Raw genomic sequence first — 24,891 nt, forward strand, 5'->3', positions numbered from 1 at the left:
TCGAACCCGGCCGCACTGGCCACCTACTGACCGCCCGTGCATCTCATGCGCGTTGGCCGCCTGGGGAGGGGGGGGCGATAAAGTTTCACGCGTTCAGAACCCAGACCGTCAGTTCAGGCAAATTTCTGCGCGCGCAGGTTTTAGGGGTGGGGGGGTACCCCCGCCAGACAGGAGAACACCATGGGTGCACGAGGACCAGCCCCGAAACCCGGCGAACTGAAAGCCCTCGAAGGCGGGCGCGGCCACCGCGCACTCAACCTCGACACCACGTTCCGGCCCGAGGTCGGCCTGCCGGACGCCCCGCGCTGGCTGACGCCCGAGGCGAAGAAAGCGTGGAAGCGGCTGGGCACTGAGCTGCTGTACTACAACCTGATCAGCAAGGTCGACCGCGACGCGTTCGCCATGCTTTGCCAAACCATCGGCCGCCTGGAGATCGTCGAGCGATCGATCATGGGACGGATGGGGCGCCTGCTGGAGCAGGACAAGGATGCGGCCGAAGCGCTGATGGACAGCACGCCCAATGGGCTGAAGGTCCAAGCCGCGATCTACCAGGTACTCAACAAGGAACAGGAGAAGCTGCACCGGATGCTCGCCGAGTTCGGTCTCACACCGGCGCAGCGAGCTCGCGTGACCACTGCCATCCGTGCGCAGCTGCAGCTTATCGACGGGGGCGGTGCTCCCGCTGTCACGCCCTCGGGCGCACCTACCGGCTTCGCCGACTTCAGATGACCACCTCTCCCTTTGTCACCCGCGCGGTCGCATATGCCCGCCAGGTGACAGAGGGGGAGGTTGCCGCAGGCAAGTTCGAGCGCCTGGCCTGCAAGCGCTTTCTGCGAGACATGGACCGGCAGGGCAGTGATGGCTTCCCATACCTGTTCGACGATGCCGCTGGCGCTCGCGCCTGCGTTTTCATCGAGCTGCTGCCGCACATCAAAGGACAGTGGGCCAAGCCGGAATACATCAACGGCCGTCTGCAGCATGGACGCCTCCGGCTGGAGAATTGGCAGGTCTTCATCGTTGTCCAGCTGTTCGGCTGGAAGCACCGCGTCTCCGGCCTGCGGCGCTTTCGTCGCGTGTACCTGGAGGTGGCCCGGAAAAACGCGAAGTCCACCCTGGCGGCGGGCATTGCCCTCTATCTGCTGGTGGCCGACAACGAGCCCGGGGCGCATGTGTATAGCGCGGCCACCACGGGCGACCAGGCCCGCGAGGTGTTCGACGTCGCACGCAATATGGCGCTGCGCCTGCCGGAGTTCCAGGCTCGCTTTGGCGTGGACATCGGCAAGCACGACATCACAGTGCCCGAGACGGCCAGTAGCTTCAAGCCTCTGAACGCCGAGGGCTCGACCCTAGACGGGCTGAACATCCACGGCGCCATCGTTGACGAGCTGCACGCTCACAAGACCCGGGCGGTGTACGACGTGCTGGACAGCGCAACGGGCGCCCGCAGCCAGCCGATGATCGTCATGATCACCACGGCCGGGAGCGACCGCTCCGGCATCTGCTACGAGCAGCGCGACTACACCTGCAAAGCGCTCGAAGGTGTGCTGCCGCAGGGCGAGGGGCTGGGCACCGACGATACATGGTTCGGCGTGATCTTCACGATCGACGATGGCGATAACTGGCAGGACCCCGCGGTGTGGCGCAAGTCGAATCCGAACCTCGGTGTGTCCGTCCAGGTCGACGATCTGCAGTCCGCGATCCGCAAGGCACAGGCCCAACCGAGCGCGCTCGGCAACGTGCTGACCAAGCGGCTCAATGTCTGGGTCAACGCCGATTCCGCATGGATGGACATGCAGGCTTGGGACCGGTGTGGCGACCGCAAGCGCGTTGCCTCGGCTGCGCGCCGGCTGCCCATGATCGGCAGCTTGGACCTGGCTAGCAAGATCGACGTGGCCGCCAAGGTGGCCCTCTACTACGACCAGGCCGAGGATCTTTACTTCCTCCGCCCCATGTTCTGGTTGCCGAGCCGCGCTGTGGAGCAAGGGTTCAACAGCCAGTACGAGGGTTGGCGCCGCGCCGGCCACCTGCAGGTGACCGACGGCGAGACGATCGACTTCGACGTGATCGAAGACGCGATCCGTGCAGACGTCTGCACTGAAGAAGTTCTCGAATATGCCTACGACCCGCACCAGGCTACGCAGCTGGTGGGGCACATGCTGGCCGAAGAGGTGCCGATGGTGGAGTACCGGCCGACGGTGTTGAATTTCAGCGAGCCCATGAAGACCTTTGAGGCTCTCGTGCTCAGCGGAAAAATCGTGCACGACGAGAACCCTGTCATGACCTGGATGGTCAGCAACGTGGTCTGCCACCGCGACCACAAAGACAACATCTACCCGCGCAAAGAGCGCGAGCAAAACAAGATCGACGGCCCTGTCGCCGCGATCGCCGCACTCGGCCGCTGGCTGGCCCAGGAAGTCAGTCCTGCGACCGGCTTCTGGGAAACCTTCGAGGAAACATGAATATCTCGCCCCGACACATGGCGCAGCTTGCGGTGCAAAAGGGCGCGGACATCACGCTCACGCAACCTGACGGCTGGCAGTTTCTCGGCATGGGTTCGCCGACCTGGGCCAAGGTGCCGGTCGGAGAGAACACCCAACTACAGATCGCTGCCGCCTTCAGCGCCATCCGGTTGATCTCGGAGACGGTGGGCACGATCCCGCTGCACCTCTACAGGCGCACCTCCCGTGGCCGGGAACGGGCGCTGGATGACGATCGCTATGGTTTCGTGCACGACCAGCCCAACGAGTACATGACGGCGGTCGAGTGGAAAGAGGCGATGGCGGTCAGCCTCTGCACGATGGGACAGGCCTACAACTACTGCCAGGCCTTCGAGTCCAGTGGCCGGATCGTCAGCATCCAGCCCGTACACAAGAGCCGCGTCCGGCCAGAGGTCAACCAGGCGGGCGAAGTGCTGTACCACTTGACCAAGCGTGATGGCAGTGCCCTCACCTTGAAGCGCGCGCAGATCTGCCCGGTTCGCGGCTTCGGCGGCATCGGCGATCTGGAGGGATACGCGCCGCACCGGCTGCACAGCAACAGCATGGCGCTGACGGTGGCTGTCGAGAAATACGGCGCCGAGTTCTTTGGCAGCGGCGGCCGGCCGACCGGCATCCTCAATACGAAGGCGAACTTCGGCAAGGAAAGCCGCGACAGCCTGCGGGCCGGCTTTGCGGAGTACATGCGCCAGTCATGGCTCAAGGGCGAACTTCCTGTGCTCGACAGCGATACCTCTTACACGCCCGTCAGCACGCCAAACAACGACGCGCAGTTCATCGAGACCCGCAAGCTGCAGATTGCCGAGATTGCCCGGATCTATCGGGTGCCGCTGCACATGCTGATGGAGATGGACAAGGCTTCCTACAACAACACCGAGCAGGCCAACAAACACTTCCTCGACTACACCCTGCTGCCCTACCTCAAGCGAATCGAGCAGGCGCTCAACAGCTGCCTGCTCACACGCGTTGAGCGCAAGACCTTGAATTTCGAGTTCGACGTGCGCGGCCTGCTGCGGGGCGACAGCACCCAGCGCTCGGAGTACTACGTGGCCATGCGCAACGCCGGCGCCATCACCCAAAACGAGATCCGCGAGCTGGAAAACATGCCGCTGATCGACGGCGCGGACGATCTGCTCGTGCCGCTGAACATGGCGCCCAGCGACCTGCTGCGCGGCTTGCTGAAAGGCAAAGAAGGAAACCCATGATGGACCGCATCGTTGCTCCCATAGAGATCAAGTCCGCCGACGACGACGGCACCTTTACCGGCTACGCCGCTGTCTTCGGCAACATTGACCTGGGCTACGACGTTATCGAGCCCGGCGCCTTCAAGTCGGCCAAGACCACCCGCGACGGCATGCTGCGGATCGCCATCGGCCACAACCTGACCCAACTGGCGGGCAAGGCCAAGTTCGAGCAGGACGACCACGGCTTGCGCGTCGAAGCAAAGCTCAGCCTCGGCGTCAGTTATGTCCGCGACAACTACCAGCTGATGAAAGACGGCGTGCTCGACGGCCTGTCTGTCGGCTTCAACATCCTGCGCGACGGCGCCGACTACGAGGAACGCTCGGGCAAGCATGTCCGCGTCATCAAGGCGGCCGAGCTGTGGGAGTTCTCATTGGTGCCGTTCGGTATGAACCCAGCGGCCCTGGTCGACAGCGTGAAGTCGATCCGTGATTTCGAGGCGCAGTTGCGCAGCCTCGGATACAGCCAGACCGAGGCGAAAGCTCTCGCATCTGGCGGTTTCAAGTCGCTGGCTCACCGGGACGGTGATCTGGACAGCGGGACGCTGGAAGACGCCCTCAGCAACCTCCGTCAATCCCTCACCTGGTAAATCTCATGAACATCACCCGAAAGCATCTGACCTTTGCCCTGATCGGCATCCTCGCCGTCGGCGCCATCTGCGCCTTGGCCGGCCACCCCATGGTCCCGCCCGAGTGGCTCGCCGGCATTAGCGTCCTGCCGTTCGCCACCGGCGAAACCGCTGTCGTCAAGCAGCTGGAGCAGCTCACCGACGTGGCCAAGGCGGCGAAAGAGGCCGTCGAGACCATGCGCAAGGCGCACAACGATCTGGACGGCCAGGTCAAGAAGCTGCACGACGAACTGGGCGTCGGCAAGCCCGACGCGATCACCAAGGCCGCATTCCAGGATGCGGTGGCCAAGGTCGACAAGGCTGAAACTGCGCTCGACAAGCTCAAGGGCGAAGTCACCGAACTGGCACAGAAAGCCGCCAACATGCTGGGCAGCGCCCAGCAGAAGAAGTCGCTGGGCCGGCAGGCGGCCGAAACCGACGTCGCCAAGAACTACCGCGGCGGCACCGTCGAGCTCGGCACCTTCGACAGCCCGTTGCATGCCAAGGCAGCGATCACCTCTGCGGTCGGAAGCGCCGGGCTGCTGGTCGATCCCTACCGCGTGCCCGGCATCCTCATGGAGCCCGAGACCCAGCTGACCGTGCGCGACCTGTTTCCGACGATCGGCATCAGCTCCAGCTCGATCGAGTGGCTGCGCGAGAAGCTGTTCACCAACAACGCCGGCCCGCAGAACGGTGAGGGCACGACGAAGAACGAGTCGGCCTGGACATTCGAGAAGATGCAGACCCCGGTCTCTACGCTCGCCCACTGGATCCCGGCCTCGCGCCAGATCCTGGCCGATGTGCCCGCCCTGGCTGGCCTGATCGACACCAAGCTGCGGACCGGCCTGAAGCTCAAGGAAGACGAGCAACTGCTGCTGGGCGACGGCCAGAACGGCAACCTGCTGGGCCTGATCCCTCAGGCGACTGCCTACAACCCGGCCAACATCCCCGCCGGCGCTACCTCGATCGATCACCTGCGCTGGGCCTTCCTGCAGGTCGCCAAGGCCAAGTACCCGGCCACCTTCGGCGTGCTGAGCCTGGACGACTGGGCGATCATCCAGATGATGAAGACCACCGACGGTGCGTACATCTTCGGCACGCCTACCGACGGCACCGCACCGCGGATCTGGGGCAAGCGCATCGTCGAGAGCTACGGCCTGGTGCCCGGTGAGTTCGTCGCCGGCTCGGGCTTCGCCGGCACGATCTACGACCGCGAGCAGGTGACCGTGCGGGTCGCCGAGCAGCACGGCAATTTCTTCGTGCAGAACATGGTGGCCATCCTGTGCGAAGAGCGCATCGCCTTCACCCTGGAACGCCCCGCCGCCATCGTCGCCGGCCAGTTGCCGGCCTGACCGCCTTTGCCACCACCACGGCCCGCCGGCATCGCCAGGCGGGCCGTTTCTTATGGAGATCCCCATGAAAGTTCTCAAGCCATTCGTGCGGCTGGGCAAGCGCTTCTGCTTCGGCGACCCGGCCCCCACGGACCTGGACGCCACCACCCTCACCGAATACCGCCGACTCGGCATGGTCGGGGAGGAAGTTTCCGAGGTGCAGGAACCCGACGATGTCGGCGCGCCGCTGCGGACATCGTCTCCCCTGACGCTGCAACCCACGGCGGCGACCGCCACGCCGCGTCCACAGCGTGGCCAGACGGGCGGACCGCGGAAGGGCAACGGTGCGAAGGGCACAGCTGCGGCGCCGGCCGGCTCCGCTGGCGTCGTGACAACGACGGCCCCAACATCGACAGCAGCTGTCGGCGATCCATCTGGCGAAGCTGGAGACAGGGCCGTGGACCTCGTCGATCACAAATCGGCAGCGTCTCTCCCCGGCACGGCGCTGCCCCTCGGACCGGTCGATGGCGCACAAGTGCCCCGACCGACCGAAGGCGCGCAGGCCGGCCCGGAGGACGCCACCCTGCTGGTACCCCGTAACGCCGGCGTTCTGTCGGTCGCAGAAGTCAAGGCGCTGGAAAACATTGGGGCGCCGGACGCGGTCGCCGCAGCGGCAGCAGGCGGCGCGACCTCGACGGACCCCAAGCAGTGAGCCTCAAGCCGACCGTCGAGCAGGCAATCCGGCGGCTGCGGCTCGACGATGACCTGACGGGCGATGTGCGGGACGCTATCGAGGCCGCCTTCGCGGAAACGCTTGCGTTTCTCGACGGGCGGCTCTACGAGGTGGAGTCGCCCGAGTCCCTGCTGGATCCGCGGGCCATCATCATGACGCCGGACATCATCGCCGCGCAGTTGCTGCTGGCCGATGCCCTGGTCGGTGCAAACGACACCCGGGCTCGGGAATACAAGCGGACCGCGGCGTTCAACATCCTGCGGCCCCGCAGGATTGCGGGGTGCTGAATGGATTCGCAGGACCGCAATCACCGAATCACGTTGCAGCGCCGAGGCGGCGCTCGCGATGCTGCCAACCAGCCCACCAACGACTGGGGCACTCATCGCCAGGCCTGGGCCAGCATTCGCCATGTCAGCGGCCTGCAGTCCATTAAGGCGGACACCCCCACATCGGTGGTGGCCTGCAGCGTGCGCATCGGTTGGTGCACTGATGTGACAGATGCCATGCGCGTGCGGCTGCGTGACGGCACCGTTTATGCCATCCAGGCCGTCATGCCTGACCTGCAGGCCAGGCAGTTCGTCGACCTGGTGTGCCAGAAGGTGGGCGGTCGTGGCTGACGGTTTCACGCTCGACGCCGACGCCTTCGTTGCATCGGCAGTGCAGCGTTTGGACGGCCTGGGCGAGGCGATGGGCGAGTCTGCGCTGCGCCAGGCGGCTGTCGCCGGCGCCCGCGTCTTCCAGGACGATGCGCGGCTGCGGGCTCCAGTCCGCTCCGGCGTGTTGGCACGCAACATCATCATCAAGCACATCCCCGAGCAGTCCGAAGCCGACCGCCTGCAGGTGTACTTCGTGACGGTGCGCCACGGCAGCTTCGGCCAAGACGGCGACGCCTTCTACTGGCGTTGGGTGGAATTCGGGCATCAGAAGTCTCGCCCTAAAGCCGCGGGCACCTCCTGGGCCGGGCACCGCGCTGCGATGCAGCTGGAGTTCGGGTCCTCCCGCGTGGCGGCGCGCCCGTACATGCGGCCCGCCTTCGAAAGCCGCCGCGATGCAGCGCTGCAGGCCATGCGCGACCGCCTCCGCGAGGCCGTGGATGCCGCCCTCCAAAAATTCCACCAGGCCTACAGCCGATGAGCATCGAAACCCTCCTGTCGCAGCTGCTACACGACGCCACCGAGGGCCGGCTCTATCCCGACGTCGCCGACGAAGGGGCAATGCTGCCCTACGCGACCTGGCAGCAGGCCGGTGGCCGCACCTTCCAGTACCTGGAGGGCGGCCAGGCCGACCTGCGCGAGTCCCGCATCCAATTCGCGGTCTGGGACGAAACCCGGCTCGGCGCGAACGCCCGCATGCGCGCGATCGAGGCCGTGCTGGTCGCCGCACCCATCTGTGCCGAAGCGCTGGGTGCTTTGGTAGCCGACTACGACCTGACCGCCGAGCTCTATGGCGCACGCCAGGACTTCTACATCCGCTGGCGCTGACGGCGCTCTGCCTCCTGTTCATCACTGCCCGCATCTCGCGGGCTTTTTTTTGAGGTCTCCATCATGATCTTTCTCCCCAACGGCGCATCCATCGCCATCGCCGCGCTGGCCGCAGCCAAAGCCATCACCGGCATCTCCAACGCCGCACCAGCCGTGGCTACCGCACCGGGGCACGGCGTCGCCGCCGGCGTGCCGGTGCTGCTGTCCTCGGGCTGGGGGCGGCTCGACGGCCGAGTCGTGCGCGCGGGCGATCCCGACACCAACACCTTCAAGCTGCTCGGCATCGACACCACCGACTTGCTGCGCTTCCCGGCAAGCGGCGGCGCCGGCAGCCTCCAAGCAGCTGCGAGCTGGACCGAGATCACCCAGATCCTCGACTCCAGCTCGGGCGGCGGCGAGCAGCAGTTCTACAACTACTCGTACCTGGAAGATCCCGAAGGCACCGAGCGCCAGATGCCCACCAACAAATCCGCGCGCTCCTTCACTCTCACCCTGGGCGACGATCCGGCCAAGGCCTGGTATGCGGCCCTCGATGCGACCGATCAGGCCAAGCTGCCGACCGTGGTCCGCGTGGTGCTTCCCAGCGGCAGCGTGATCTTCTACGTCGCGTACGTCTCTTTCGACAAGATCCCCAAGATCGCCAAGAACCAGGGCATGTCGGTGACGGCCGTCTTCGCCATCCAGTCCTTCAACCGCTACGCCGCCTGACTGCCATGTTCAAGCTCATCCCCGAACCCACCTTCACCGGAGTGGCCAAGATCGCGGCCGCCGGCGGCGCCACCCAGGAACTGCGCCTGGTCTTCAAACACCGCACGGTCGCGCACCTGCAGGCGTTCCTGGACCATGCCGCCGCCCATCCGGAGCGCAGCGATCTCGACGGACTGCTCGACATCGTCGCGGGCTGGGAGGACGTCGACGTGCCCTTCAGCCCCGAAGCCCTGGGTCAGCTGCTGGACAACTATCACGACGTGGTGCGGCCCGTAATGGACGCCTACTTCGAGGCCCTGCGCGGCGCCAAGCAGGGAAACTGACCGCGGCCGGCCAGGCGATGTACCGGCGCGTGCCCTCGGCCGCGCACCTGGCCGGCCTGGGCCTCTCGCCCGAGGACTTCGCCGTTCCTGAACTACCGCTCTGGCAGGAACATTGGCCCGCCGTGCGCTTGATGGTGGCGATGGCCACGCAGTGGCGCATGGGTCCCTCCGGTCCGGTGGGCCTCGACTACGCCGCGCTCGACCGCGTCCTGCGCAGCCTGCGCCTGGCCGATCCCGACGACGCCATCTTCCAGGACCTGCAGGTCCTCGAATCCGCCGCATTGGATGAGATCCACGCGGACTGACCACGCTCCCCTCTGAAAGCACCCATGGCCGCAGAAGAAATCGGCAGTGCCGTCATCAAGGCCTCCGTCGACGCCACGGGCGTGCAGACCGGCATCGGCAAGGCGAAGGAGGCCTTCGCCGACCTGGCGCAGGGCGCAAAGACTTCTTCGGCCGGCGTCAGCCAAGCGGTGCGCGAGATGGGCGACGAGGGAGAAAAAACCTCCGGCCGCGTGAGCCAGGCAGCGCGCTCCTTCATCGCCTCGCTCGAACGCCAGGCCCTGGCCGCGGGCAAGACCCGTAGCGAATACCTTGCGCTGCGTGCCGCCCAGCTTGGTGTATCCGAGCAGGCCTCGGGCTACATCGCCAAGATGCGCGAGGCTGAGCAGGCCACCGGCAAGACGCAGATGTCGGCGGCCGCCCTGAACGCGGCGCTGCGCGGCGTGCCCGCGCAGTTCACCGACATCGTCACCCAGCTGGCCGGCGGCGGCAGTCCCCTGCTGGTGCTGACCCAGCAGGGCGGCCAGTTGAAGGACATGTTCGGCGGCATCGGGCCGGCCGCCAAGGCGCTCGGGGGCTACGTCATGGGGCTCGTGACCCCCTTCACCGTGGCAGCGGCGGCCGCGGCGCTTCTTACGCTCGCGCTGTACCAGGGCCGCTCGGAGACCGCCGAATACGTCAAGGCCACGGTCCTGACGGGCAACTATGCGGGCCGCACTTCCGGCCAACTCGCCGACATGGCGCGCGAGATAAGCGCGAGCACGGGCACCACCGGCAAGGCCGCCGACGTGCTGGCCCAGCTCGCGGCCACCGGCAAGATCGCCGGCGATGCCATGGCGCCGATCGCCCGCGCAGCCCTGGCGATGAGCGCGGCCACGGGCGCTGCCATCGACAAGACCGTCGCGGACTTCGTGCGGCTCGCCGATGAGCCTGCCAAGGCCTCGGAAAAGCTCAACGAGCAGTACCACTACCTCACTGCCGCGGTCTGGCAACAGATCCATGCCCTGGAGGAAGAGGGACGCAAGGACGAAGCCTCGGCGCTGGCGCAGAAGACCTATGCGGCGGCGATGGCAGAGCGGGCTGCCGAGGTGCGCGAGAACCTCGGAACCCTGGAGCGCGGCTGGAACACGGTCGCCAGCGCGGCTGCGCGTGCCTGGGACGCGATGAAGGATGTCGGCCGTCCGATCACCCTCTCGCAGATCAAGGACAAGATTGCGAGCGTCACCGAGGAGCTCAACAAGCTCGACGCCGGTACCTCTGGTTTCGGCGAGACGGGCGGCGGCGCGGCCACCGGCGCAGGGCGGACCAGCAGCGCGATGCAGGCCAAGCTGCGCGCCCGCCTGGCCGAGCTCACCGCGCAGGCCGCGCCGCTCGAAGCCCAGAGCGCCACCGCCGCCATCCAGGCCGAGCAGGCCCGGCAGCAGCAGGCCCGGATCGAGGCGCAGAAGCGCCTGGATGCGCAGGAGAAAGCGACCCGCACCGCCGCCCAGAGGCGCAAGGAAGAGATCGACCAGCTCAAACGCGATGCCGACACGGTCGGCATGGCGAAGGACGAATATGACCGGCGTGTCGCGTCGATCAACGAAAAATACAAGGATCCGAAGACCGCCAGGCCCAAGGCCGTCACCGCCGATGCGGCCGAACGCTACCTCGACCAGCTGAGTCAGGAAAACGCCGCGGCCCTCACGCGGTCCTCGCTGCAGGAAAAGGCCTCGGCCGCCGTCGAGAAGCAAAGCAAGTTCGAGCAGCTGATCGCCGACATCCAGGCCAAGCAGGCGGACCACGGCCAGAAGTCGCTCACCGCCGATGAAAAAAGCCTGCTCGCTGCGCAGGACACCATCCGCGAGAAGCTCAAGCAGTACGTCCTGAACGAGAAGATCGCCGACCTGCAGGAGAAGTCGCTCAAGGCAGAACGCGACTTCGCCAATGCGGCCGAAGCCATCAACCGCACGATGGCGAGCGCACGCGAGTCCCGCGCCGAGCAGTACGACCGATCGCTTTCGGTGCTGGGCCTCGGCAGCCAGGCGCAGGAGCAACTCAACTCCACTAAGGCCATTTATCGCGAGTACCAAACCTACCAGCGTCAACTTGCACGCGAGGCCGGCGAGAAGGGCATGCTGGGCTCAGAGAAGTACGCGGCCGAGCGCAACCAGATCAAGCAGCAGCTGCAGCTCGCCCTACAGGACAACGAGCAGTACTACGCCTCGCTGCGTCAGAAGCAGGGCGACTGGACGCTAGGCGCCCAGCAGGCGCTCAACAACTACCTGGACAGCTCGCGAAACGTTTTTAGCCAGACCGCTTCGCTGGTGGGCAATGCGTTTTCCTCCATGGAAGACGCGCTGGTGACCTTCACCACGACGGGCAAGCTCAACTTCAAGAGCTTGGCCAACAGCATCATCGCGGACCTGGTGCGTATCCAGACCCGCCAGTCGCTATCGGGGGTCGCCTCGACCCTGCTGAGCAGCCTCTCCGGTGTTTTCGGGGGGAGCGCCTGGCAGTCAGCCGGTGTACAGGCGTCGGGTGCCGTGACCTCCGGTGTGGCGGGTGGAAACGTGGTGGGCACCGCTCTGGCGCCGCTTGCCAATGCCAAGGGCAATGTGTTCCAGGCTCCCGGTCTCCATGCCTATGCCAACCAGGTGCTCGAAAAAGCCACGCTTTTCCCATTCGCGAAGGGGGCTGCGATCGGCGTCGCCGGCGAGGCTGGGCCCGAAGCCATCATGCCGCTACGCCGCGGCGCGGACGGCCGCCTAGGCGTGAGCACTGCGTCAGGCGGCACAGGCGCTGTGGTCGTCAACAACTACGCCGGCGTGCAGGTTCAAGCGAAGCGGCAACAACGCGACGACGGCTCCGCATTCACCGAAATCCTTATCCGCGAAGTCGCCTCCATTCTGGGTGCGGACGTTGCCGACGGCAACGGTCCGATTGCTCGCGGGATTGAGCATCGCTACAACCTCAAATAGACAACCATGAATCCTTCTTGGCCTCGAGCTGTGCGTCTGTCTTTGGCAGGTGCGCAACAGCAGGACGCGTCCGTCATCGAGCGCTCCGACATGGAGCGCGGTCCTGCCAAGACCCGGCGCGCTGCCACCGACCCCATGGTGACCGTGAGCGCCACTGCGCTGTTCCTGGCAAGCCGCGACGTCGCAGCCTTCCGCGCTTGGCTCTACAGCCCAACCGGTGCGGACGCCGGTGCGGCATGGGTGGATTGGACCGACCCGCGAACGGGCGCGGTGCGGTCGATCCGAATCGTCTCTTTAGGCGCGCTCACGCCCATTGCGAGCTGTTTCGCCATCGCGCAGCAGCCCGTGGTCTTCGAATACTTGGAGACGGTGGAGGAGATCGCCGCAGGCGTACCGCTGCGCTGGGACTTCACCGCCAACGCCGATGGCTGGATTGCCTACCCTGGCCTGGGGACACTCACCTGGGCGCCCGGCAAGATCACGGCCGCCGCCGAGCCCGGCCGCTACCCCGTAATCCGGCGGCCCGACCTACAGATCTCGGGCGCATATCAGTCCGTCGTGCGGATGGCGATCACACGCCTGGCCGGCAGCGGATGGACGGGGAACCTCTACTACCAGACGCAGGGCCGCCCCTTCGATTCCGGCGGCTTCCGCAAGCAGATCGCCAACCCTGTGCCCGCCGTGGGCGCGAGCGCGGTGGTCACCTGGGACATGGCCCAGCTTACGGCAGGCGGCGCGGACTGGCTGCAGAACACCATCACCTCGCTGAGCGTGGACTTCGGTGCGGCTGCGGACGATGTGTTCGAGATCGACTGGATTGAGGTCGCTGCAGCATGACCCTCACGCCTCAGATGCGCGCGCAGCTGCAGCGCGTGAACGACCGCGACGGGGTGCTGCTGTTCCTGGCCATCACCCACCGCGCCTTCGCCGCGCCGGTGCGGGTGGTGCGCGACACCAGGAAGTGTCCCCGGCAGGAGCTGGTGGACGGCGTCCTGCAGACCGTCACCTACCTGCCGCTGCCCATCGAGATCACTCTGCCGCAGGACGTTCCTCGGGAGCAGGCGAGGGTGCAGATCCAGATGGACAACGTCGGCCGCGACGTGCTGAGCGAGCTGGAGGCATTGCCGGCCGGCGCGGCGCTCGATGTGACCGTCTTCATCACCAGCCGAGCCAGCCCGCAGACCGTGGATTGGGACTTCACCGCGGCCATGACCAAGGCGACCGCGACCTACGGCAGCATCGCCATCACCATCGGCGACGACTCGCTGTTCCGCGCGCCGGCCGTGGCCCTTCGATACGACGCGCAGACCGCGCCGGGGCTGTTCTGATGGCCGCCGTCACCATCCGCGACGCCGAGCGCTACCTGGGCATGGTGTACCAGCCTGGCGTGTTCGATTGCGCGAGCTTGGCGGTGCTGGTGCAGCACGACCTGTTCGGCCGCACCGTCAGCCTGCCCGGCGCCGCAGACCGCGCGCGCGGCCGGCGCGGCCAGGCTCGGGAGATCACCCGGCAGCACGTTGCCGCGCCGTTGTCCCAGCCCGCCACCGGCTGTGCGGTCCTGCTCTGGCAGGACGCCGGCTTCGGTGAGCCTCCTTTCAACCGGCAGTGGCACATCGGCACCGTCTTCCTCCACCAGGGGGCGGTGTGGGTGCTCCATGCCGCCAACGAAACCCAGGGAGTCGCCCTCAAGCGGCTCTCCGACCTCACCCGCCAGGGCATGCACCTGGAGGGCTTCTACCAATGGATCTGAGCTTCAAGCCCATCAGCCTGGCCATCGCCGCGCACCCGATGCGGCGCGATTTGGACGTGCGCCCCGTCGCGCCAGGCCGATCCCTCGCGCAGACCCTGGCGGAAGAGGGCATCACCGGCGACGGCTGGGAGGTTTCCATAGGCGGTGCGCTGGTGCCCGTCGCTATGTGGCCGCACGTCCGCGTTAAGGCTGGCCAGGTCGTCGAGGCCCAGTCCCTGATGCGGCGTCAGGTCGCGCAGCTGGCGGCGATCGTTGCACTGTCCTACTTCACGTTCGGCGCCGGCGGCTTGGCGGCTGCCGGCTCTACAGGGGGGGCTGGGCTCTTCGGTGTCGGCGGCGCCATCGGGGGTGGCTTCTGGGCGGCTGCAGCCACCTACGTCGCAGGCACGCTGCTGATCAACACACTGCTGTCGCCGAAGTCCACCAGCGCGGCCAGCGCCTCGGCCGCGGGCCCCGCCAGCTACGCCATCTCCGGCGTGCAGAACTCGCCGCGCCCGTTCGGCCGCCTCTGTCTGATGCTGGGCGAATGCCGGGTCGTGCCCGACCTGCAGTCCCGCCAGTACGGCGAGTTCCGTGGCGAGGACCAATACCTCTCGGCGATGTTTGCCGGCGGCATCAACTGCGGCCTGGTCACGGATCTGCGAATCGCCGGGACCAGCATTGCGGCCTACGAGGGCGTCACCGTCACCACGGCGGGCTTTCCGGGCATGGCCGAGCAGGCGATGCCGGTCTTTGACGTGGACACCATCGCGGGTGGCCTGCTCGACGCGCCCTCAGCGGTGCCGGGCCCGACCGTGCTGCGCACCAGCAGCCCGGACACCGTGGTCCTGGCGGTGGACATCGAGGCCCAGCTCTTCGCCACCGACCCGGGCTCCGGCAACTACACCGCCCTGGACCTGGACATCGTCATCCAGTACGCGCCGGCCGGCTCCGGCGCCTGGCAGCCCTTCGTCGGCACCAACCCGGCGGTGCGTCTGCGCAATGGCACTTCGCGGCCCCTGCGCGTCACCTACGTGCTGAACGTGCCCGCAGGCCAGTACGACGTGCGCATGTGGAAGGCCACGGTCAACACCGATTCCGATGGCGTCAGCGCGGGCGCCAGCAACACTGTCAGCTGGACCTCGCTCAAGAGCTACCAGGTGGATACCGCCGACTACGGCGGCCAGCCGCGGCTGCGCGTGGAGATCAAGGCCAGCGGCCAACTCTCGGGCTCGCTCGACTCGCTCACCTGGATCGGCCGCAGCGCGCCCATGCCGCTGTGGAACGGCACGGGCTGGGTCATGGTCGGCGAGCCCGGATCGGCCGGCGTCAGCAACCCCGGCGCCCTGGCCCTGCTGCTGCTACGCGGCATCTACCGGCCCAGCGACGGCAAGCGCATCGCCGGCATGGGCTTCAGCGACAGCCGCATCGACCTGGAGTCTTTCCAGGAATTCATGGTCCGGTGCATCGCGATGGATTTCCGCTTCGACGCCGTGATCCAGGAGGACATGGCGATCGGCGACCTGATCGACACCATCCTCGATGCCGGCTGGGGCCGTCTGTCGCGCGGTGGCAATGGCCGCTACCGCGTGACCTGGCTGGCCGAGGACCAGCCAATCGAAGGCGTGCTCAACATGGCCGCCATCAAGGCGCGGTCCTTCTCGGTGGACTACAACCTCGCGCCCGGCGCCGACGAGCTGAGCTACCAGGTCTTCGACCGGGACAGCGACTGGACGCTGCAGGCCGTGCGGGTGCAGGCGCCCAACGTCGTGGGCACGCCGCAGAACACCGCCAGCCTCACGGTGCTGGGCATCACCCGGCAGGAGCAGGCCGCGATGCGTGCTCGCCTGACGATGGCGCAGAACGTCTACGGCCGCAAGGTCATCAGCTTCGACATCGATCTGGAGCACCTGGACTACCGGGCCGGCAGCGTGCTGGCCGTCAGCCACGACCTGACGCAGTGGGGCTTCGGCGGCCGGCTCCGCGCCGTGACCGTCGCCGCCGGCCGCTTCATCGTATCGGTCGATGAGCCCGTGCCGGCGACGGCGGCCGCCACCCGTGTGCTCGGCCTGCGCGTGCCCGGCGAGCGGCAGATGCGGGTCTACCAGGTCAGCGCCGTGAGCCCCGACGGCCGGCGCATCACCGCCGCGGGCGACTGGCCCGGCACTGGCCTGGCCGGCGTGGAAGACGTGCTGTGGATGTTCGACTTCAAGGCGACCCCGGGCCAGCGCGTGCGGGTGGCGTCCATCACCCCGCAGGGGAAGATGACCGGTGCAACTGTGTCTTTTGTGCCCGAAGACCCGGGGTTCTGGCAATACGTGCTCTACGGTGCCTGGACGCCTCCGCCCAACAACAGCCAGCTGCAGCGCGCGCCGCAGATCACCCGGGCCTACGTGACCGAGCAGCTCAAGCGCGAGGGCAGCGGCTACGCCACCGAACTGACCGTCAGCTTCGAGGTCACCGGCCGCCTGGCGCGCGCCGAGGTGTGGGGCGCCACGGCCGGCACATCGCTCAAGAAGCTCGGCGAGACCACATCGAACAGCTTCACCTGGGGCGCTGCGCTCGACAACGTCTGGCGCATCGAGGTCCGGCCCTTCAACGACATTGCCGGCGGCAAGGCCTTCGCGCTGAGCTATGCCGTGCTCGGCCTGCGCGCGCCGCCGCCGGATCTGGCCAGCCTGTCACTCAACGGCCAGGTCTTGAACTGGCCCAACATCTCGCGCGACCTGGTGCCCGATCTTGCCGGCTACCGGATCCGCTTCAACTACGGCGAGAGCGATGACTGGGGTGTCGCCACACCGATGCACGAGGGGCTGATCACGGACTCCCCCTATCAGCTGCAGGTGGTGCCGCCCGGCGTCATCACGATTCTGGGCAAGGCCGAGGACACCTCGGGCAACCTGTCGGTCCATGCGGCGGTGCTGCGCGCGAACCTGGGAGACGCCGAGATCGCCAACGTGGTGCTGCAGCAGGACTACCGCGCACTCGGCTGGCCTGGCACCTACACAGGGGCGCATCTGGCGGGCGGCGACCTGGTGGCGGACAACACGTCGCCCTTCTACGGCCCGGCCGCCTCGCGCTTCTACAACCCGAACCCGAACGCGCCTTTCTACACCGCCAACTTCGCGGCGATGGAATGGGTCAGCGAGCGCTGGTGGGCGGGCGCGGACATCGCCGGCAGCACCCTGACCCTGGCCACCGACATCGATGGCGCGAACTACTCCATCGAATACCGCCGGCCTGGCAACACGCCGTTCTATGGGGATCCGACCGCTCCGTTCTACGGTGCGGCGGCCGATCCCTTCTATCCGGTCGATGAGGCTTGGCAGGTGTGGCCCGGCAGCCTGGATGTGGCGCCGTCCTTCTATCAGTTCCGGGTGCGCATCGGGTCCGGCCCGGTCGAGGGTGCGATCCGCGCCTTCGTCGCCACGATCGATGTGCCAGACCGTGAGGTCAGCCAGCAGCAGGCGATCGGCCCGGGGCCGACGCGGCTGGCGGGCCTGGCCGGGTTGTTCAACGTCATCAAGACCGTCCGCGGCTCGCTGGAAGGCGGCACCGCCACGGGCTTCTCCATCCTCGACCGGGACGCGGTCCTCGGCCCCCTCATCCAACCGTATGCCGGCGCGAGCGCGGGCGGCACTGCCAACTTCAATTTCGACGCGAAAGGATATTGACCATGAGTCTCTTGCCCGCCAAAGGCGACCTCGACGGCACCGCCGCCGGCCACACCACCGGCATGTTTCAGCTGGCGATCGGCGGGATGCGCGACTTCGTCGCCAGCCTGCTCGGCGCCGGCTCCGCAGATCTGCAGGCCACGAAGCTGCTCGCGCAGCAGACGCTGGGGATCGGCGGCCGCAACAAGATCATCAACGGCAACTTCGCCATCAACCAGCGCGGCGTAGCGGGAACGGTGAATCTGGCCGCCGGGGCATATGGCCACGACCGATGGAAAGCAGGCTCTGCGGGCGTCATCTACACCACCGCTTCGAACGGCGTGGATACAGATCTCACGATCACCTTCGGCGGTTTGGTGCAGGTGATCGAAGCCGGGCTTGTGGAGGGGGGCGACTACTGCATCAGTTGGGAGGGCACATCTCAGCTGTACCTCGGTGGCAGCACTTTCGTGACCAGCCCATACGTGCTGGCGGGGGTGACGCCAAACGTGACGCTGGGCCTGCAGTTCTCTGTGGGCACCCTAGGTCGGGTGCAGGTCGAGCGCGCGGTCGGCCAGAGCCCTTTCGAGCGTCGTCCTGTCGACATCGAACTAGCGCGATGCCAGCGCTACTACGAGACCGGCAAGCTGCTGCTCGGCGGCGCCTATCCCTCGGGCGGCGTGGGCGCGCAGGCCTACGGCGAGGCGCAGTTCAAGGTCACCAAGCGCGCCGTGCCCACCATGACCCAGCTCGCCGCCTCCAGCTCGGCCAACGTGCAGTCGAACGCTTTCACATCCACCACCACCAGCAGCGCCTCGGTGTTCTGCACGCACGACGTGAACCCGGGGAATTTCAGCCTCTCGCTCTATTGGGCGGCCAGCGCGGAGCTTTAAGCCATGTACCAATGCACCCAGACCGATTCCGTAATCCGCCTGGCCGATGGCGCGCTCATCCCGGCCGACCAGGGCAATACCGACTACCTCGCCTACCTGGAATGGGTGGAGGAGGGCAACGTCGCCGAGGCTGCACCGGTGGCGCCCATCGGCCCGGCGGTGCCGGCGGCCGTCACGCCGCGGCAGGCCCGGCTCGCCCTGCTGCACGCCGGCCGCTTGGCGGATGTGGCGGCGGCGATCGAGGCCCTGGCTGAGCCGCAGCGCACGGCCGCGCACATCGAGTGGGAGTTCGCCAGCAGCGTGGAGCGGGCCTCGCCGCTGGTGGCCACGCTGGGCGTCGAGTTGCACCTGTCGGAAAGTGAGCTTGATGCGCTCTTCCTCACGGCCGGGAGCCTGTAGTGCAGACGCATTTTTCGCGAGCGTTGCGGGCGTATGTGAGCTTAAGTGTGGGCGTGACCGCAGCGATAGCCATCTTCGATCCGACCCGCCAGCACCGGGAGGCCTTCGAAGGCGGGGCTAGCCTGCTGACATTAGGCAGCCTGGCCAGCATGGCCTTCCTGCTGGCGATCGCCTTAGCCGGCGCGCTCGATGTGGTCATCAACGACCTGCTGCCCGAGCGTTTCAGCATCGATTCCACGCACCGCCACCGGCACGTCGTCTTCATGTTGATGGCGATTGGCCAGGTCGCGCTGATGTGGCTCATGGTGAAGGCGAATCCGGGGGAGTGGCCGCCGGTGCTCGCGCGCTACGTCCTTGACGCGGCGTTCGCCGTCGGCATCGCAATCGCTGGCGTCCGGGACCACTACTTCCGGAGGGTCTACGGATGATCCGCTTCCTGTTACGCGCCATGCGCTTGCTGCTGGCCTTGCTGTGGCTGCCCACCGCTGCGGTTGCCTCGCAAGTCAGCTTCGGCCAGGCGATGCAGACGATCACCGTATTCGAGTGGGCGCTTATCTTCATGTTCTCCACGCTGGCCGGCGCGACAGCGCTGCTGATGAAGTTCAGCGCGCATGTGAACGCGGTTCCGCCTGGCCAGCCGGTGCCGCCCATGCGCAACCCCTGGGTGCTGTCGCTCAGCCACATGTTGGCCTCCTGGCTTGCCGGCCTCCTGGGCTTCTTCATCGCGTCGACCAGCGGGATGGGCGGGCTCTACGTGGCCATGTTCGTGCCGCTGTGCGCCTTTGGCGGCGCCAAGACGCTGGAGATCTTCTGGAAGCAGAAGGTCGGGCCGGCAGCAAGCGGCCCCGATCCCGCCTCCTAACCCGCAGTTCTCAAACACAGCCCGCCTCGTGCGGGCTTTTTTTTGTCTGGAGCAAACATGGCAACCAAACCGATTCCGCGCGGCATCCGCAACAACAACCCCGGCAACATCGACCGCAATGGCACAGCCTGGCAAGGTATGGCCGTCGACCAGTCGAGCGATCCGCGCTTCATCGTCTTTCAGGCGCCGAAGTGGGGCATTCGCGCCTTGTGCAAGGTGCTGCTGAGCTACAGCCTCAAGGCTGGTACGCCCGGCGTAGGTGCGGCGTCCATCGATACGGTGTACGAAGTCATACACCGGTGGGCGCCGCCCGTCGAAAACGACACCGAGGCTTATGTCGCGCAGGTGGCCAAGGCTCTGGGCGTAGCACCCAAGCAGGCGCTCGTCATGCGGGATCCAGCCGTCCTGGCGGGATTCGCCGCAGCCATCATTGCCCACGAGAACGGCCAGCAGCCGTACTCGACCGAACAAATCCGCGAGGGGGTGTCGCTGGCCCTGCTGCAATGACGGCCGCGCGCGCCGTGCTGCTGGCCCTGCTGGGCATGGCACTGGCATTCGCCGCTGGCACGTGGTACGGCACCGGCCTGGGCGAGGACCGGGAATATGCGAAGCGCGCTCGAGAGGACGCCATCGTGGACAAGGCTGGCCAGGCGGCACAGCTGGCGGCCGCCAAGGCCATCGCCGCCAACAAACCCCGCAATGTGACCATCCGCCAGGAGACCGAACGTGAAATTCAAACGCGCACTGTGTACGCTGATTGCCGCCATTCTCCTGACCAGATGCAGCGCCTCAATGAAGCCCTCACCGGCCGGGCCGAGCCCGCTGGTGTTAGCCAGCTGCCCGGACTTGGCGCCGCTTACCGAAGATAGTTTTGGAGACACAACGCGAAAGCTAATCGATGTTGCGTTCCAATATCGCGAGTGTAGAAATTCTGTTTTGGCTGGTTATTAGTCTGCAGTTCAAGGATTACGGCGAGGTTTTACGAGGGGAAAATTTTGGGTTAACAAAAAGCTGTTGTCTATAAGCTGCTATGAGTAAATTATCCAAAGCGACGCAGGTGGCAAAACCAAACTCAGCGGCTGCTCGGCCTTTCATCCACACGAGTTCGTTCTGAAAACTTCTTTCTGCGCTGGAATTAAGCCCTGCCATCAGTGCGTTTATGGATATCCACTCGTTTGCAAGGGTAGGGGTGTCCTCTAGCCATTGCATTGCCAACACATGCGTTCCTGAGTTGTGAAGTGCAGCATCTAACAGCCAGCCAAACTCCTGCGTGAATGAAACTTTGACATTCTCTCCGCATTCCTTATTTTTACTGAAAGCAGATTCCAACTTGAGTACGGATCTCAGAAAGTCGGCGCGACATTTATCAAAATAAATTTGATCTATTGCACGTTTTTCTGACGATCTTTGAAGCTTAAATTGCTGGCCAAGTACCAAAATAGTTAGAAAGCTCAATAACGGCCCATAAATACCACTCATTGCCGATCCCATTTCAGCCCAGCGGGTGTGGGAATGCGAGATGGTTATGCCAAAGGTAAAGCTGTAGATCGCGACGGGAGCCAGCAGAATCAGCCAAACAACTACCGAGCCTACGAGGCTCAAATGGTGCTTTAGGCGGTGCATTAGATGGTGTATTAGCTTTTTCAATGTATTGCCTCCCAATATGCGTAAATCACAACGCAAAGCCACCATGAAAACCAATTATGTCATGCGTACCAAGCGGCTAAATTAGGTAATCGCTAGTGGCATGCTCTCCCAGCACGTGGTGTAGTCGGGCGTCTTGCGCTCCTGTTTCATTATCCAGTTGCGCCGCGCACCTTCCACCCCCGCGCTGGCCATCGCCACAGTTCCGCGGCCGTAGCGCTCGTTGAGCTGGTCCACCGCCTGCATCAGCGAGCCGCGGTCTTCCACCCCGCCGTCCAAGGCCAGTTCGCCCTGCTCCACGGAGCCGTCCTGCAGGTCCAGCAGATGCACACCCGCCTTGGCCATGTGGAAGCCCGGCCGGTAAATCGCCTGCATGCCGCGCACCGCGGCCTGGACGAGCAGGCCGGTATCGGCCGTGGGCTTGCGCAGCGGCACCACCGTGGCCCGGCTGTACTGCGGCAGCTCCTTGCGATGCGGGCTGGTGTGCACGAACACGGCGACCTGGCCGGCCACGCTGCTCTGGCGGCGCAGCTTTTCGGCGGCGCGCTGGGCGAACTCGGTGACGGCCTCGACCAGGTCCTCCAGCTGCGTCACCGGCCGTCCGAAACTGCGCGTGCTGGCGATCTCCTTCTTGGCCGGCGGCTGGCCCTCCAGATCGATGCAGGGCATGCCCTGCAGCTCGCGCACAGTGCGCTCGAGCACGACACCCCAGCGCGCCCGGACCATGGCGGCATCGAGGCGCACCACGTCCAGCGCCGTCACCAGGCCGGCCGCCTGCAGCTGGGCGCCGATGCGCCGGCCGATGCCCCAGATCTCGCCCAGCTCGGTGGCCTGCAGGACGGTGTCGAGGTCCGACGCCGGCAGCGCCGCCAGGTTGGCGACCTGGGCCAGGTCCTCGCAGTAGCTGCCCGGCTTGCGCTCGGCCGTCTTGGCCACGTGGTTCGCGAGCTTGGCCAGGGTCTTGGTCTGGCCGATGCCGATGCCGCAGGGGATGCCGATCCACTCATGGATGCGCGATCGCACCCGGACCGCCCGGCGCGTCACATCCCGCACGCCGGCCAGGTCGATGAAGCTCTCGTCGATGCTGTAGATCTCCTGCTCCGGCCCCAGGCCGGCGGCGATCGACATCATGCGGTTGGACATGTCGCCGTACAGCCCGAAATTGGCGGACAAGGCCACCACCGTGCCCTCGGGCAGCTTGTCGCGGATCTCGAACCATGGCGTGCCCATCTGGATGCCGAGCGCTTTGGCCTCGTTGCTGCGGGCGATGGCGCAGCCGTCGTTGTTGGACAGCACGATCACCGGCCGGCCGGCCAGGCTGGGCCGGAACACCCGCTCGCAGGACACGTAGAAGTTATTGCCGTCGACCAGGGCAAACAGCGGCGCGCTCATGCCTTGAACTGCTTGATGCTGGCCGTGACCACGCCCCAGATCTCCAGAACCTGGCCATCGCGTGGGACGATGTCCGGATAAGTAGGGTTGGCTGCGACCAACCGGATGCGCTCGGCGCGCTTGTGCAGGTATTTCACAGTGAAATCACCGCCGTCGAGGACGGCCACCACGACATGGCCATGCGCGGCGCGGATTGCGCGGTCCACTACCAGCACGTCACCGTCGAAGATACCAGCCTCCCGCATCGAGTCTCCACGCACGCGCAGCAGGAACGTAGCCTGCGGGTGTTGCACCAGCTGCTCGGTGAGGTCGATGCGTTTGCAGTTGAAGTCTTCGGCCGGCGACGGAAACCCGGCCTGCACCCGGTCGCCTGCCAGCGGCAGAATCAGCGGCAGCAGCGAGATAGGAACTGGACGTTCCGGCAGGAGGGCGACGCGAGAATGCATGGCGGGGCAGGCTGGGTGGAAAGACTGATTAAATATACAGTTCTTTTGCGCCGTAGCGGTACGTCACGCGTCAGCCCGCGCCACGCCTCACAGTGGCAAAAACCCTGGAGCAATCATGAACCGCCACGCCCTGCAGGTAATCTCTGACGACTCAGGAAGCTTTCGCTGGGTGCTTTTGGCTTCGACCGACGAGGCCCTAAGGTTCGAGGCGCACAGTCACGCAGACTGTGACTTTGAAGACTACGCATCTGCGCTCAACGCCGGCACGCTGGCGCTAGCCGCAGCCGACGAACAACCGTACGAAAACGAAGCGGCAGTCCCGGCCGGTGATGCAGATTGCGCAAGAGCTGATGTGCCGGCAACGTGACCTGCAGATTCCGGCCGACGCCCAAGATTCGCAGGAACAGTTGTTTTTTTGGTCTACGCCTAAGACCGCCAGTGATGCGGAAGTGAGTCGCGCAGTTCAATTTCTCGCTGAAAACTCACGCTGAACTACGAGGGGGATTGCAACATGGCCACCTCTAATACTGCTAGAGTCGGTCGCAACCTGTTGAATCTTCAAAGAAATTTTCGGGGGCAAGTCGCCGATTGATCTGCCGGTGAGTCGCTTCGGGAAGCAGTCTAGGGCAAAAGTTCTATCCATTGGTCGAATCATAACAACTGCACTTTGCGCTTGCCTAACCAGCCAATGATTGCGCCAGAGCCGTTTTGTTAATTGCTGTTCTTGTTAATTAACAAAAAAACTGGTCAAAAAAATGCGAGCCCCTGTTGCGCTCGTTAATTTTGCGCTACCATTGCACCATGAGTGCAGACGACCTTTACAAGCGTGCGAGGGATGAACTGGCAGACATAGATGCCAAGTTGGCGCAACTGACGCAACGCAAGCTGGAACTGTTGGAATTTTTAAAGGCTGGCGCGCGCCTCTTTGGAGCGAGCACTTCAGACTCACAGTTTTTTTTGTCGGCGGATCAGAAACGTAAGTTCCTAACAACGTTGCCGAAAGCTAGCGCTCGACGTGCGACACCTGGAAAAGAGGTCATTGATGCTGCTAAAGCGATTGTCTCGGCGAAAGGGTCAATGAAGACTGAAGATCTGTTGGCACACCTTCAAAGCCAGGGGTACAGCATTGGAGGCAGCGAACCAGTTCGCATGCTCAGCGTTTTGTTGTCTCGCTCAGGCGAGTTCAATGCCGATCGGCGTGCAGGTTGGACGTTAAATATTGGCGAAAACAACAGCAAAAATACGCTGTTGTCAAAACTTTTGAGGGAAGGGAATTAACGCGTCACGTAACGCAAAACGAACAAAGCCGCCTGTTATGAGCAGGCGGCTTGATCGAGGTGCATCCATCTGGTATGACGTAAACACCTAGTCTTGGCGGACATGGGTAGTTTAAAGCACTTCATACCAGCGGTGGATGCGAGTTGCAACAACACCTTGGAGGGCTTGCCATGCAATGTTCCTATCCTCGTGGTGTACACGTTCGTAGCTACTCACGCTTCCGGTTCGGAAAGTGGGAAGACGTATGTGAACACTGCCGGTCTCAACCGTCGTAAACCGCTAGGTCTACACGAACGCCCAACTGAGTTGGTGCTGAGCTCAAGCTCAGGAATGAAATAAGCCCACCTACAGGTGGGCTTTTTTTGTGTCGCAAGTGATACGAAAGTGAGTCGTGGCGCCCTCTAGCCCTTTAGAAACTCCCCTTGAACTACGA

Annotated in this window: 29 protein-coding genes; 26 read left to right on the forward strand and 3 right to left on the reverse strand. The window is 65.2% G+C overall.

Annotated elements, in window-relative coordinates; genetic code table 11:
* The first annotated feature begins 180 nt into the window (after nucleotides 1-180).
* The 24 genes from GT347_RS16035 to GT347_RS16150 all read left to right on the forward strand — a co-directional run bounded on the left by GT347_RS16035 (nucleotide 181) and on the right by GT347_RS16150 (nucleotide 20,567).
* Complete coding sequence (locus tag GT347_RS16035) at nucleotides 181-729, forward strand: phage terminase small subunit P27 family (protein ID WP_160553167.1); 549 nt, start codon at nucleotides 181-183, stop codon at nucleotides 727-729.
* Nucleotides 726-2,459 carry a terminase large subunit gene (locus GT347_RS16040; RefSeq protein ID WP_160553168.1) on the forward strand — a complete coding sequence of 578 codons (1,734 nt, stop codon included), beginning with the start codon at nucleotides 726-728 and terminating at the stop codon, nucleotides 2,457-2,459. The genes GT347_RS16035 and GT347_RS16040 overlap by 4 nt, the downstream gene beginning before the upstream one ends.
* Complete coding sequence (locus GT347_RS16045; protein WP_160553169.1) at nucleotides 2,456-3,700, forward strand: phage portal protein; 1,245 nt, start codon at nucleotides 2,456-2,458, stop codon at nucleotides 3,698-3,700. The genes GT347_RS16040 and GT347_RS16045 overlap by 4 nt, the downstream gene beginning before the upstream one ends.
* Nucleotides 3,697-4,326 carry an HK97 family phage prohead protease gene (locus GT347_RS16050; RefSeq protein WP_229722335.1) on the forward strand — a complete coding sequence of 210 codons (630 nt, stop codon included), beginning with the start codon at nucleotides 3,697-3,699 and terminating at the stop codon, nucleotides 4,324-4,326. The genes GT347_RS16045 and GT347_RS16050 overlap by 4 nt, the downstream gene beginning before the upstream one ends.
* Before the next feature lie 5 nt (nucleotides 4,327-4,331).
* Nucleotides 4,332-5,696, forward strand: a complete 1,365-nt coding sequence (locus GT347_RS16055; RefSeq protein ID WP_160553171.1) for a phage major capsid protein — start codon at nucleotides 4,332-4,334, stop codon at nucleotides 5,694-5,696.
* Nucleotides 5,697-5,760: 64 nt separating this feature from the next.
* Nucleotides 5,761-6,387: a hypothetical protein gene (locus tag GT347_RS16060; RefSeq protein ID WP_160553172.1), complete on the forward strand. Its 627-nt coding sequence runs from the start codon at nucleotides 5,761-5,763 to the stop codon at nucleotides 6,385-6,387.
* Complete coding sequence (locus tag GT347_RS16065) at nucleotides 6,384-6,695, forward strand: hypothetical protein (protein ID WP_160553173.1); 312 nt, start codon at nucleotides 6,384-6,386, stop codon at nucleotides 6,693-6,695. Before GT347_RS16060 ends, GT347_RS16065 begins: the two co-directional genes overlap by 4 nt.
* A complete protein-coding gene (locus tag GT347_RS16070; RefSeq protein ID WP_160553174.1) occupies nucleotides 6,696-7,025 on the forward strand; it encodes a phage head closure protein in 330 nt (109 codons plus the stop codon).
* Nucleotides 7,018-7,542: an HK97 gp10 family phage protein gene (locus GT347_RS16075; RefSeq protein WP_229722336.1), complete on the forward strand. Its 525-nt coding sequence runs from the start codon at nucleotides 7,018-7,020 to the stop codon at nucleotides 7,540-7,542. Before GT347_RS16070 ends, GT347_RS16075 begins: the two co-directional genes overlap by 8 nt.
* Nucleotides 7,539-7,889, forward strand: coding sequence for a tail completion protein gp17 (gene gp17 / locus GT347_RS16080; protein ID WP_160553176.1), 351 nt, complete (start codon nucleotides 7,539-7,541; stop codon nucleotides 7,887-7,889). Before GT347_RS16075 ends, gp17 begins: the two co-directional genes overlap by 4 nt.
* Nucleotides 7,890-7,952: 63 nt before the next feature.
* Nucleotides 7,953-8,597, forward strand: a complete 645-nt coding sequence (locus GT347_RS16085; protein WP_229722337.1) for a phage tail protein — start codon at nucleotides 7,953-7,955, stop codon at nucleotides 8,595-8,597.
* Nucleotides 8,598-8,602: 5 nt separating this feature from the next.
* Nucleotides 8,603-8,920: a phage tail assembly chaperone gene (locus GT347_RS16090; protein WP_160553177.1), complete on the forward strand. Its 318-nt coding sequence runs from the start codon at nucleotides 8,603-8,605 to the stop codon at nucleotides 8,918-8,920.
* Between the two features lie 17 nt (nucleotides 8,921-8,937).
* Entirely contained in the window at nucleotides 8,938-9,225 is a 288-nt protein-coding gene (locus GT347_RS16095) for a DUF1799 domain-containing protein (protein ID WP_160553178.1), read from the forward strand.
* A gap of 24 nt (nucleotides 9,226-9,249) precedes the next feature.
* Nucleotides 9,250-12,162 (forward strand): phage tail tape measure protein, encoded by a 2,913-nt coding sequence (locus GT347_RS16100; RefSeq protein WP_160553179.1) that lies wholly within the window; start codon nucleotides 9,250-9,252, stop codon nucleotides 12,160-12,162.
* A 6-nt stretch (nucleotides 12,163-12,168) separates the two neighbouring features.
* Complete coding sequence (locus tag GT347_RS16105; RefSeq protein WP_160553180.1) at nucleotides 12,169-12,999, forward strand: hypothetical protein; 831 nt, start codon at nucleotides 12,169-12,171, stop codon at nucleotides 12,997-12,999.
* Nucleotides 12,996-13,490: a DUF1833 family protein gene (locus GT347_RS16110; RefSeq protein ID WP_160553181.1), complete on the forward strand. Its 495-nt coding sequence runs from the start codon at nucleotides 12,996-12,998 to the stop codon at nucleotides 13,488-13,490. The genes GT347_RS16105 and GT347_RS16110 overlap by 4 nt, the downstream gene beginning before the upstream one ends.
* Nucleotides 13,490-13,912, forward strand: coding sequence for a hypothetical protein (locus GT347_RS16115; RefSeq protein ID WP_160553182.1), 423 nt, complete (start codon nucleotides 13,490-13,492; stop codon nucleotides 13,910-13,912). Before GT347_RS16110 ends, GT347_RS16115 begins: the two co-directional genes overlap by 1 nt.
* Nucleotides 13,903-17,565: a TipJ family phage tail tip protein gene (gene gpJ, locus GT347_RS16120; RefSeq protein WP_160553183.1), complete on the forward strand. Its 3,663-nt coding sequence runs from the start codon at nucleotides 13,903-13,905 to the stop codon at nucleotides 17,563-17,565. Before GT347_RS16115 ends, gpJ begins: the two co-directional genes overlap by 10 nt.
* A 2-nt stretch (nucleotides 17,566-17,567) precedes the next feature.
* A complete protein-coding gene (locus GT347_RS16125; protein ID WP_160553184.1) occupies nucleotides 17,568-18,437 on the forward strand; it encodes a hypothetical protein in 870 nt (289 codons plus the stop codon).
* A gap of 3 nt (nucleotides 18,438-18,440) precedes the next feature.
* Nucleotides 18,441-18,836, forward strand: a complete 396-nt coding sequence (locus GT347_RS16130) for a hypothetical protein (protein WP_160553185.1) — start codon at nucleotides 18,441-18,443, stop codon at nucleotides 18,834-18,836.
* Entirely contained in the window at nucleotides 18,836-19,264 is a 429-nt protein-coding gene (locus tag GT347_RS16135; RefSeq protein ID WP_160553186.1) for a hypothetical protein, read from the forward strand. The genes GT347_RS16130 and GT347_RS16135 overlap by 1 nt, the downstream gene beginning before the upstream one ends.
* On the forward strand, nucleotides 19,261-19,698 hold the full coding sequence (locus GT347_RS16140) for a hypothetical protein (protein WP_160553187.1): 438 nt from the start codon (nucleotides 19,261-19,263) through the stop codon (nucleotides 19,696-19,698). The genes GT347_RS16135 and GT347_RS16140 overlap by 4 nt, the downstream gene beginning before the upstream one ends.
* Before the next feature lie 57 nt (nucleotides 19,699-19,755).
* Entirely contained in the window at nucleotides 19,756-20,205 is a 450-nt protein-coding gene (locus GT347_RS16145; RefSeq protein WP_160553188.1) for a structural protein P5, read from the forward strand.
* Nucleotides 20,202-20,567, forward strand: coding sequence for a hypothetical protein (locus GT347_RS16150; RefSeq protein WP_160553189.1), 366 nt, complete (start codon nucleotides 20,202-20,204; stop codon nucleotides 20,565-20,567). The genes GT347_RS16145 and GT347_RS16150 overlap by 4 nt, the downstream gene beginning before the upstream one ends.
* Nucleotides 20,568-20,664: 97 nt before the next feature.
* Here GT347_RS16150 and GT347_RS16155 read toward each other — a convergent pair whose 3' ends face one another.
* From GT347_RS16155 to GT347_RS16165, 3 genes are all read right to left on the reverse strand, one after another.
* A complete protein-coding gene (locus GT347_RS16155; protein ID WP_229722338.1) occupies nucleotides 20,665-21,300 on the reverse strand; it encodes a hypothetical protein in 636 nt (211 codons plus the stop codon).
* Between the two features lie 126 nt (nucleotides 21,301-21,426).
* Complete coding sequence (locus GT347_RS16160) at nucleotides 21,427-22,722, reverse strand: Y-family DNA polymerase (RefSeq protein ID WP_160555388.1); 1,296 nt, start codon at nucleotides 22,720-22,722, stop codon at nucleotides 21,427-21,429.
* Nucleotides 22,723-22,730: 8 nt separating this feature from the next.
* On the reverse strand, nucleotides 22,731-23,180 hold the full coding sequence (locus GT347_RS16165; RefSeq protein WP_160553191.1) for a LexA family protein: 450 nt from the start codon (nucleotides 23,178-23,180) through the stop codon (nucleotides 22,731-22,733).
* A gap of 115 nt (nucleotides 23,181-23,295) precedes the next feature.
* Here GT347_RS16165 and GT347_RS16170 point away from each other — a divergent pair, with 115 nt between their 5' ends.
* Nucleotides 23,296-23,547 (forward strand): hypothetical protein, encoded by a 252-nt coding sequence (locus tag GT347_RS16170; protein ID WP_160553192.1) that lies wholly within the window; start codon nucleotides 23,296-23,298, stop codon nucleotides 23,545-23,547.
* Between the two features lie 434 nt (nucleotides 23,548-23,981).
* Nucleotides 23,982-24,458 carry a hypothetical protein gene (locus tag GT347_RS16175; protein WP_160553193.1) on the forward strand — a complete coding sequence of 159 codons (477 nt, stop codon included), beginning with the start codon at nucleotides 23,982-23,984 and terminating at the stop codon, nucleotides 24,456-24,458.
* Nucleotides 24,459-24,891: the final 433 nt, after the last annotated feature.

It is taken from the genome of Xylophilus rhododendri, assembly GCF_009906855.1.
Taxonomy (GTDB): domain Bacteria; phylum Pseudomonadota; class Gammaproteobacteria; order Burkholderiales; family Burkholderiaceae_C; genus Xylophilus; species Xylophilus rhododendri.

What these genes read in the sequence shown, in the direction of transcription:
- GT347_RS16035 (WP_160553167.1), top strand. Translation starts at nt 181, where the DNA reads ATGGGTGCACGAGGACCAGCCCCGAAACCCGGCGAACTGAAAGCCCTC.
- GT347_RS16040 (WP_160553168.1), top strand. Translation starts at nt 726, where the DNA reads ATGACCACCTCTCCCTTTGTCACCCGCGCGGTCGCATATGCCCGCCAG.
- GT347_RS16045 (WP_160553169.1), top strand. Translation starts at nt 2,456, where the DNA reads ATGAATATCTCGCCCCGACACATGGCGCAGCTTGCGGTGCAAAAGGGC.
- GT347_RS16050 (WP_229722335.1), top strand. Translation starts at nt 3,697, where the DNA reads ATGATGGACCGCATCGTTGCTCCCATAGAGATCAAGTCCGCCGACGAC.
- GT347_RS16055 (WP_160553171.1), top strand. Translation starts at nt 4,332, where the DNA reads ATGAACATCACCCGAAAGCATCTGACCTTTGCCCTGATCGGCATCCTC.
- GT347_RS16060 (WP_160553172.1), top strand. Translation starts at nt 5,761, where the DNA reads ATGAAAGTTCTCAAGCCATTCGTGCGGCTGGGCAAGCGCTTCTGCTTC.
- GT347_RS16070 (WP_160553174.1), top strand. Translation starts at nt 6,696, where the DNA reads ATGGATTCGCAGGACCGCAATCACCGAATCACGTTGCAGCGCCGAGGC.
- gp17 (WP_160553176.1), top strand. Translation starts at nt 7,539, where the DNA reads ATGAGCATCGAAACCCTCCTGTCGCAGCTGCTACACGACGCCACCGAG.
- GT347_RS16085 (WP_229722337.1), top strand. Translation starts at nt 7,953, where the DNA reads ATGATCTTTCTCCCCAACGGCGCATCCATCGCCATCGCCGCGCTGGCC.
- GT347_RS16090 (WP_160553177.1), top strand. Translation starts at nt 8,603, where the DNA reads ATGTTCAAGCTCATCCCCGAACCCACCTTCACCGGAGTGGCCAAGATC.
- GT347_RS16095 (WP_160553178.1), top strand. Translation starts at nt 8,938, where the DNA reads ATGTACCGGCGCGTGCCCTCGGCCGCGCACCTGGCCGGCCTGGGCCTC.
- GT347_RS16100 (WP_160553179.1), top strand. Translation starts at nt 9,250, where the DNA reads ATGGCCGCAGAAGAAATCGGCAGTGCCGTCATCAAGGCCTCCGTCGAC.
- GT347_RS16105 (WP_160553180.1), top strand. Translation starts at nt 12,169, where the DNA reads ATGAATCCTTCTTGGCCTCGAGCTGTGCGTCTGTCTTTGGCAGGTGCG.
- GT347_RS16110 (WP_160553181.1), top strand. Translation starts at nt 12,996, where the DNA reads ATGACCCTCACGCCTCAGATGCGCGCGCAGCTGCAGCGCGTGAACGAC.
- GT347_RS16115 (WP_160553182.1), top strand. Translation starts at nt 13,490, where the DNA reads ATGGCCGCCGTCACCATCCGCGACGCCGAGCGCTACCTGGGCATGGTG.
- gpJ (WP_160553183.1), top strand. Translation starts at nt 13,903, where the DNA reads ATGGATCTGAGCTTCAAGCCCATCAGCCTGGCCATCGCCGCGCACCCG.
- GT347_RS16125 (WP_160553184.1), top strand. Translation starts at nt 17,568, where the DNA reads ATGAGTCTCTTGCCCGCCAAAGGCGACCTCGACGGCACCGCCGCCGGC.
- GT347_RS16130 (WP_160553185.1), top strand. Translation starts at nt 18,441, where the DNA reads ATGTACCAATGCACCCAGACCGATTCCGTAATCCGCCTGGCCGATGGC.
- GT347_RS16140 (WP_160553187.1), top strand. Translation starts at nt 19,261, where the DNA reads ATGATCCGCTTCCTGTTACGCGCCATGCGCTTGCTGCTGGCCTTGCTG.
- GT347_RS16145 (WP_160553188.1), top strand. Translation starts at nt 19,756, where the DNA reads ATGGCAACCAAACCGATTCCGCGCGGCATCCGCAACAACAACCCCGGC.
- GT347_RS16150 (WP_160553189.1), top strand. Translation starts at nt 20,202, where the DNA reads ATGACGGCCGCGCGCGCCGTGCTGCTGGCCCTGCTGGGCATGGCACTG.
- GT347_RS16165 (WP_160553191.1), bottom strand. Translation starts at nt 23,180, where the DNA reads ATGCATTCTCGCGTCGCCCTCCTGCCGGAACGTCCAGTTCCTATCTCG.
- GT347_RS16170 (WP_160553192.1), top strand. Translation starts at nt 23,296, where the DNA reads ATGAACCGCCACGCCCTGCAGGTAATCTCTGACGACTCAGGAAGCTTT.
- GT347_RS16175 (WP_160553193.1), top strand. Translation starts at nt 23,982, where the DNA reads ATGAGTGCAGACGACCTTTACAAGCGTGCGAGGGATGAACTGGCAGAC.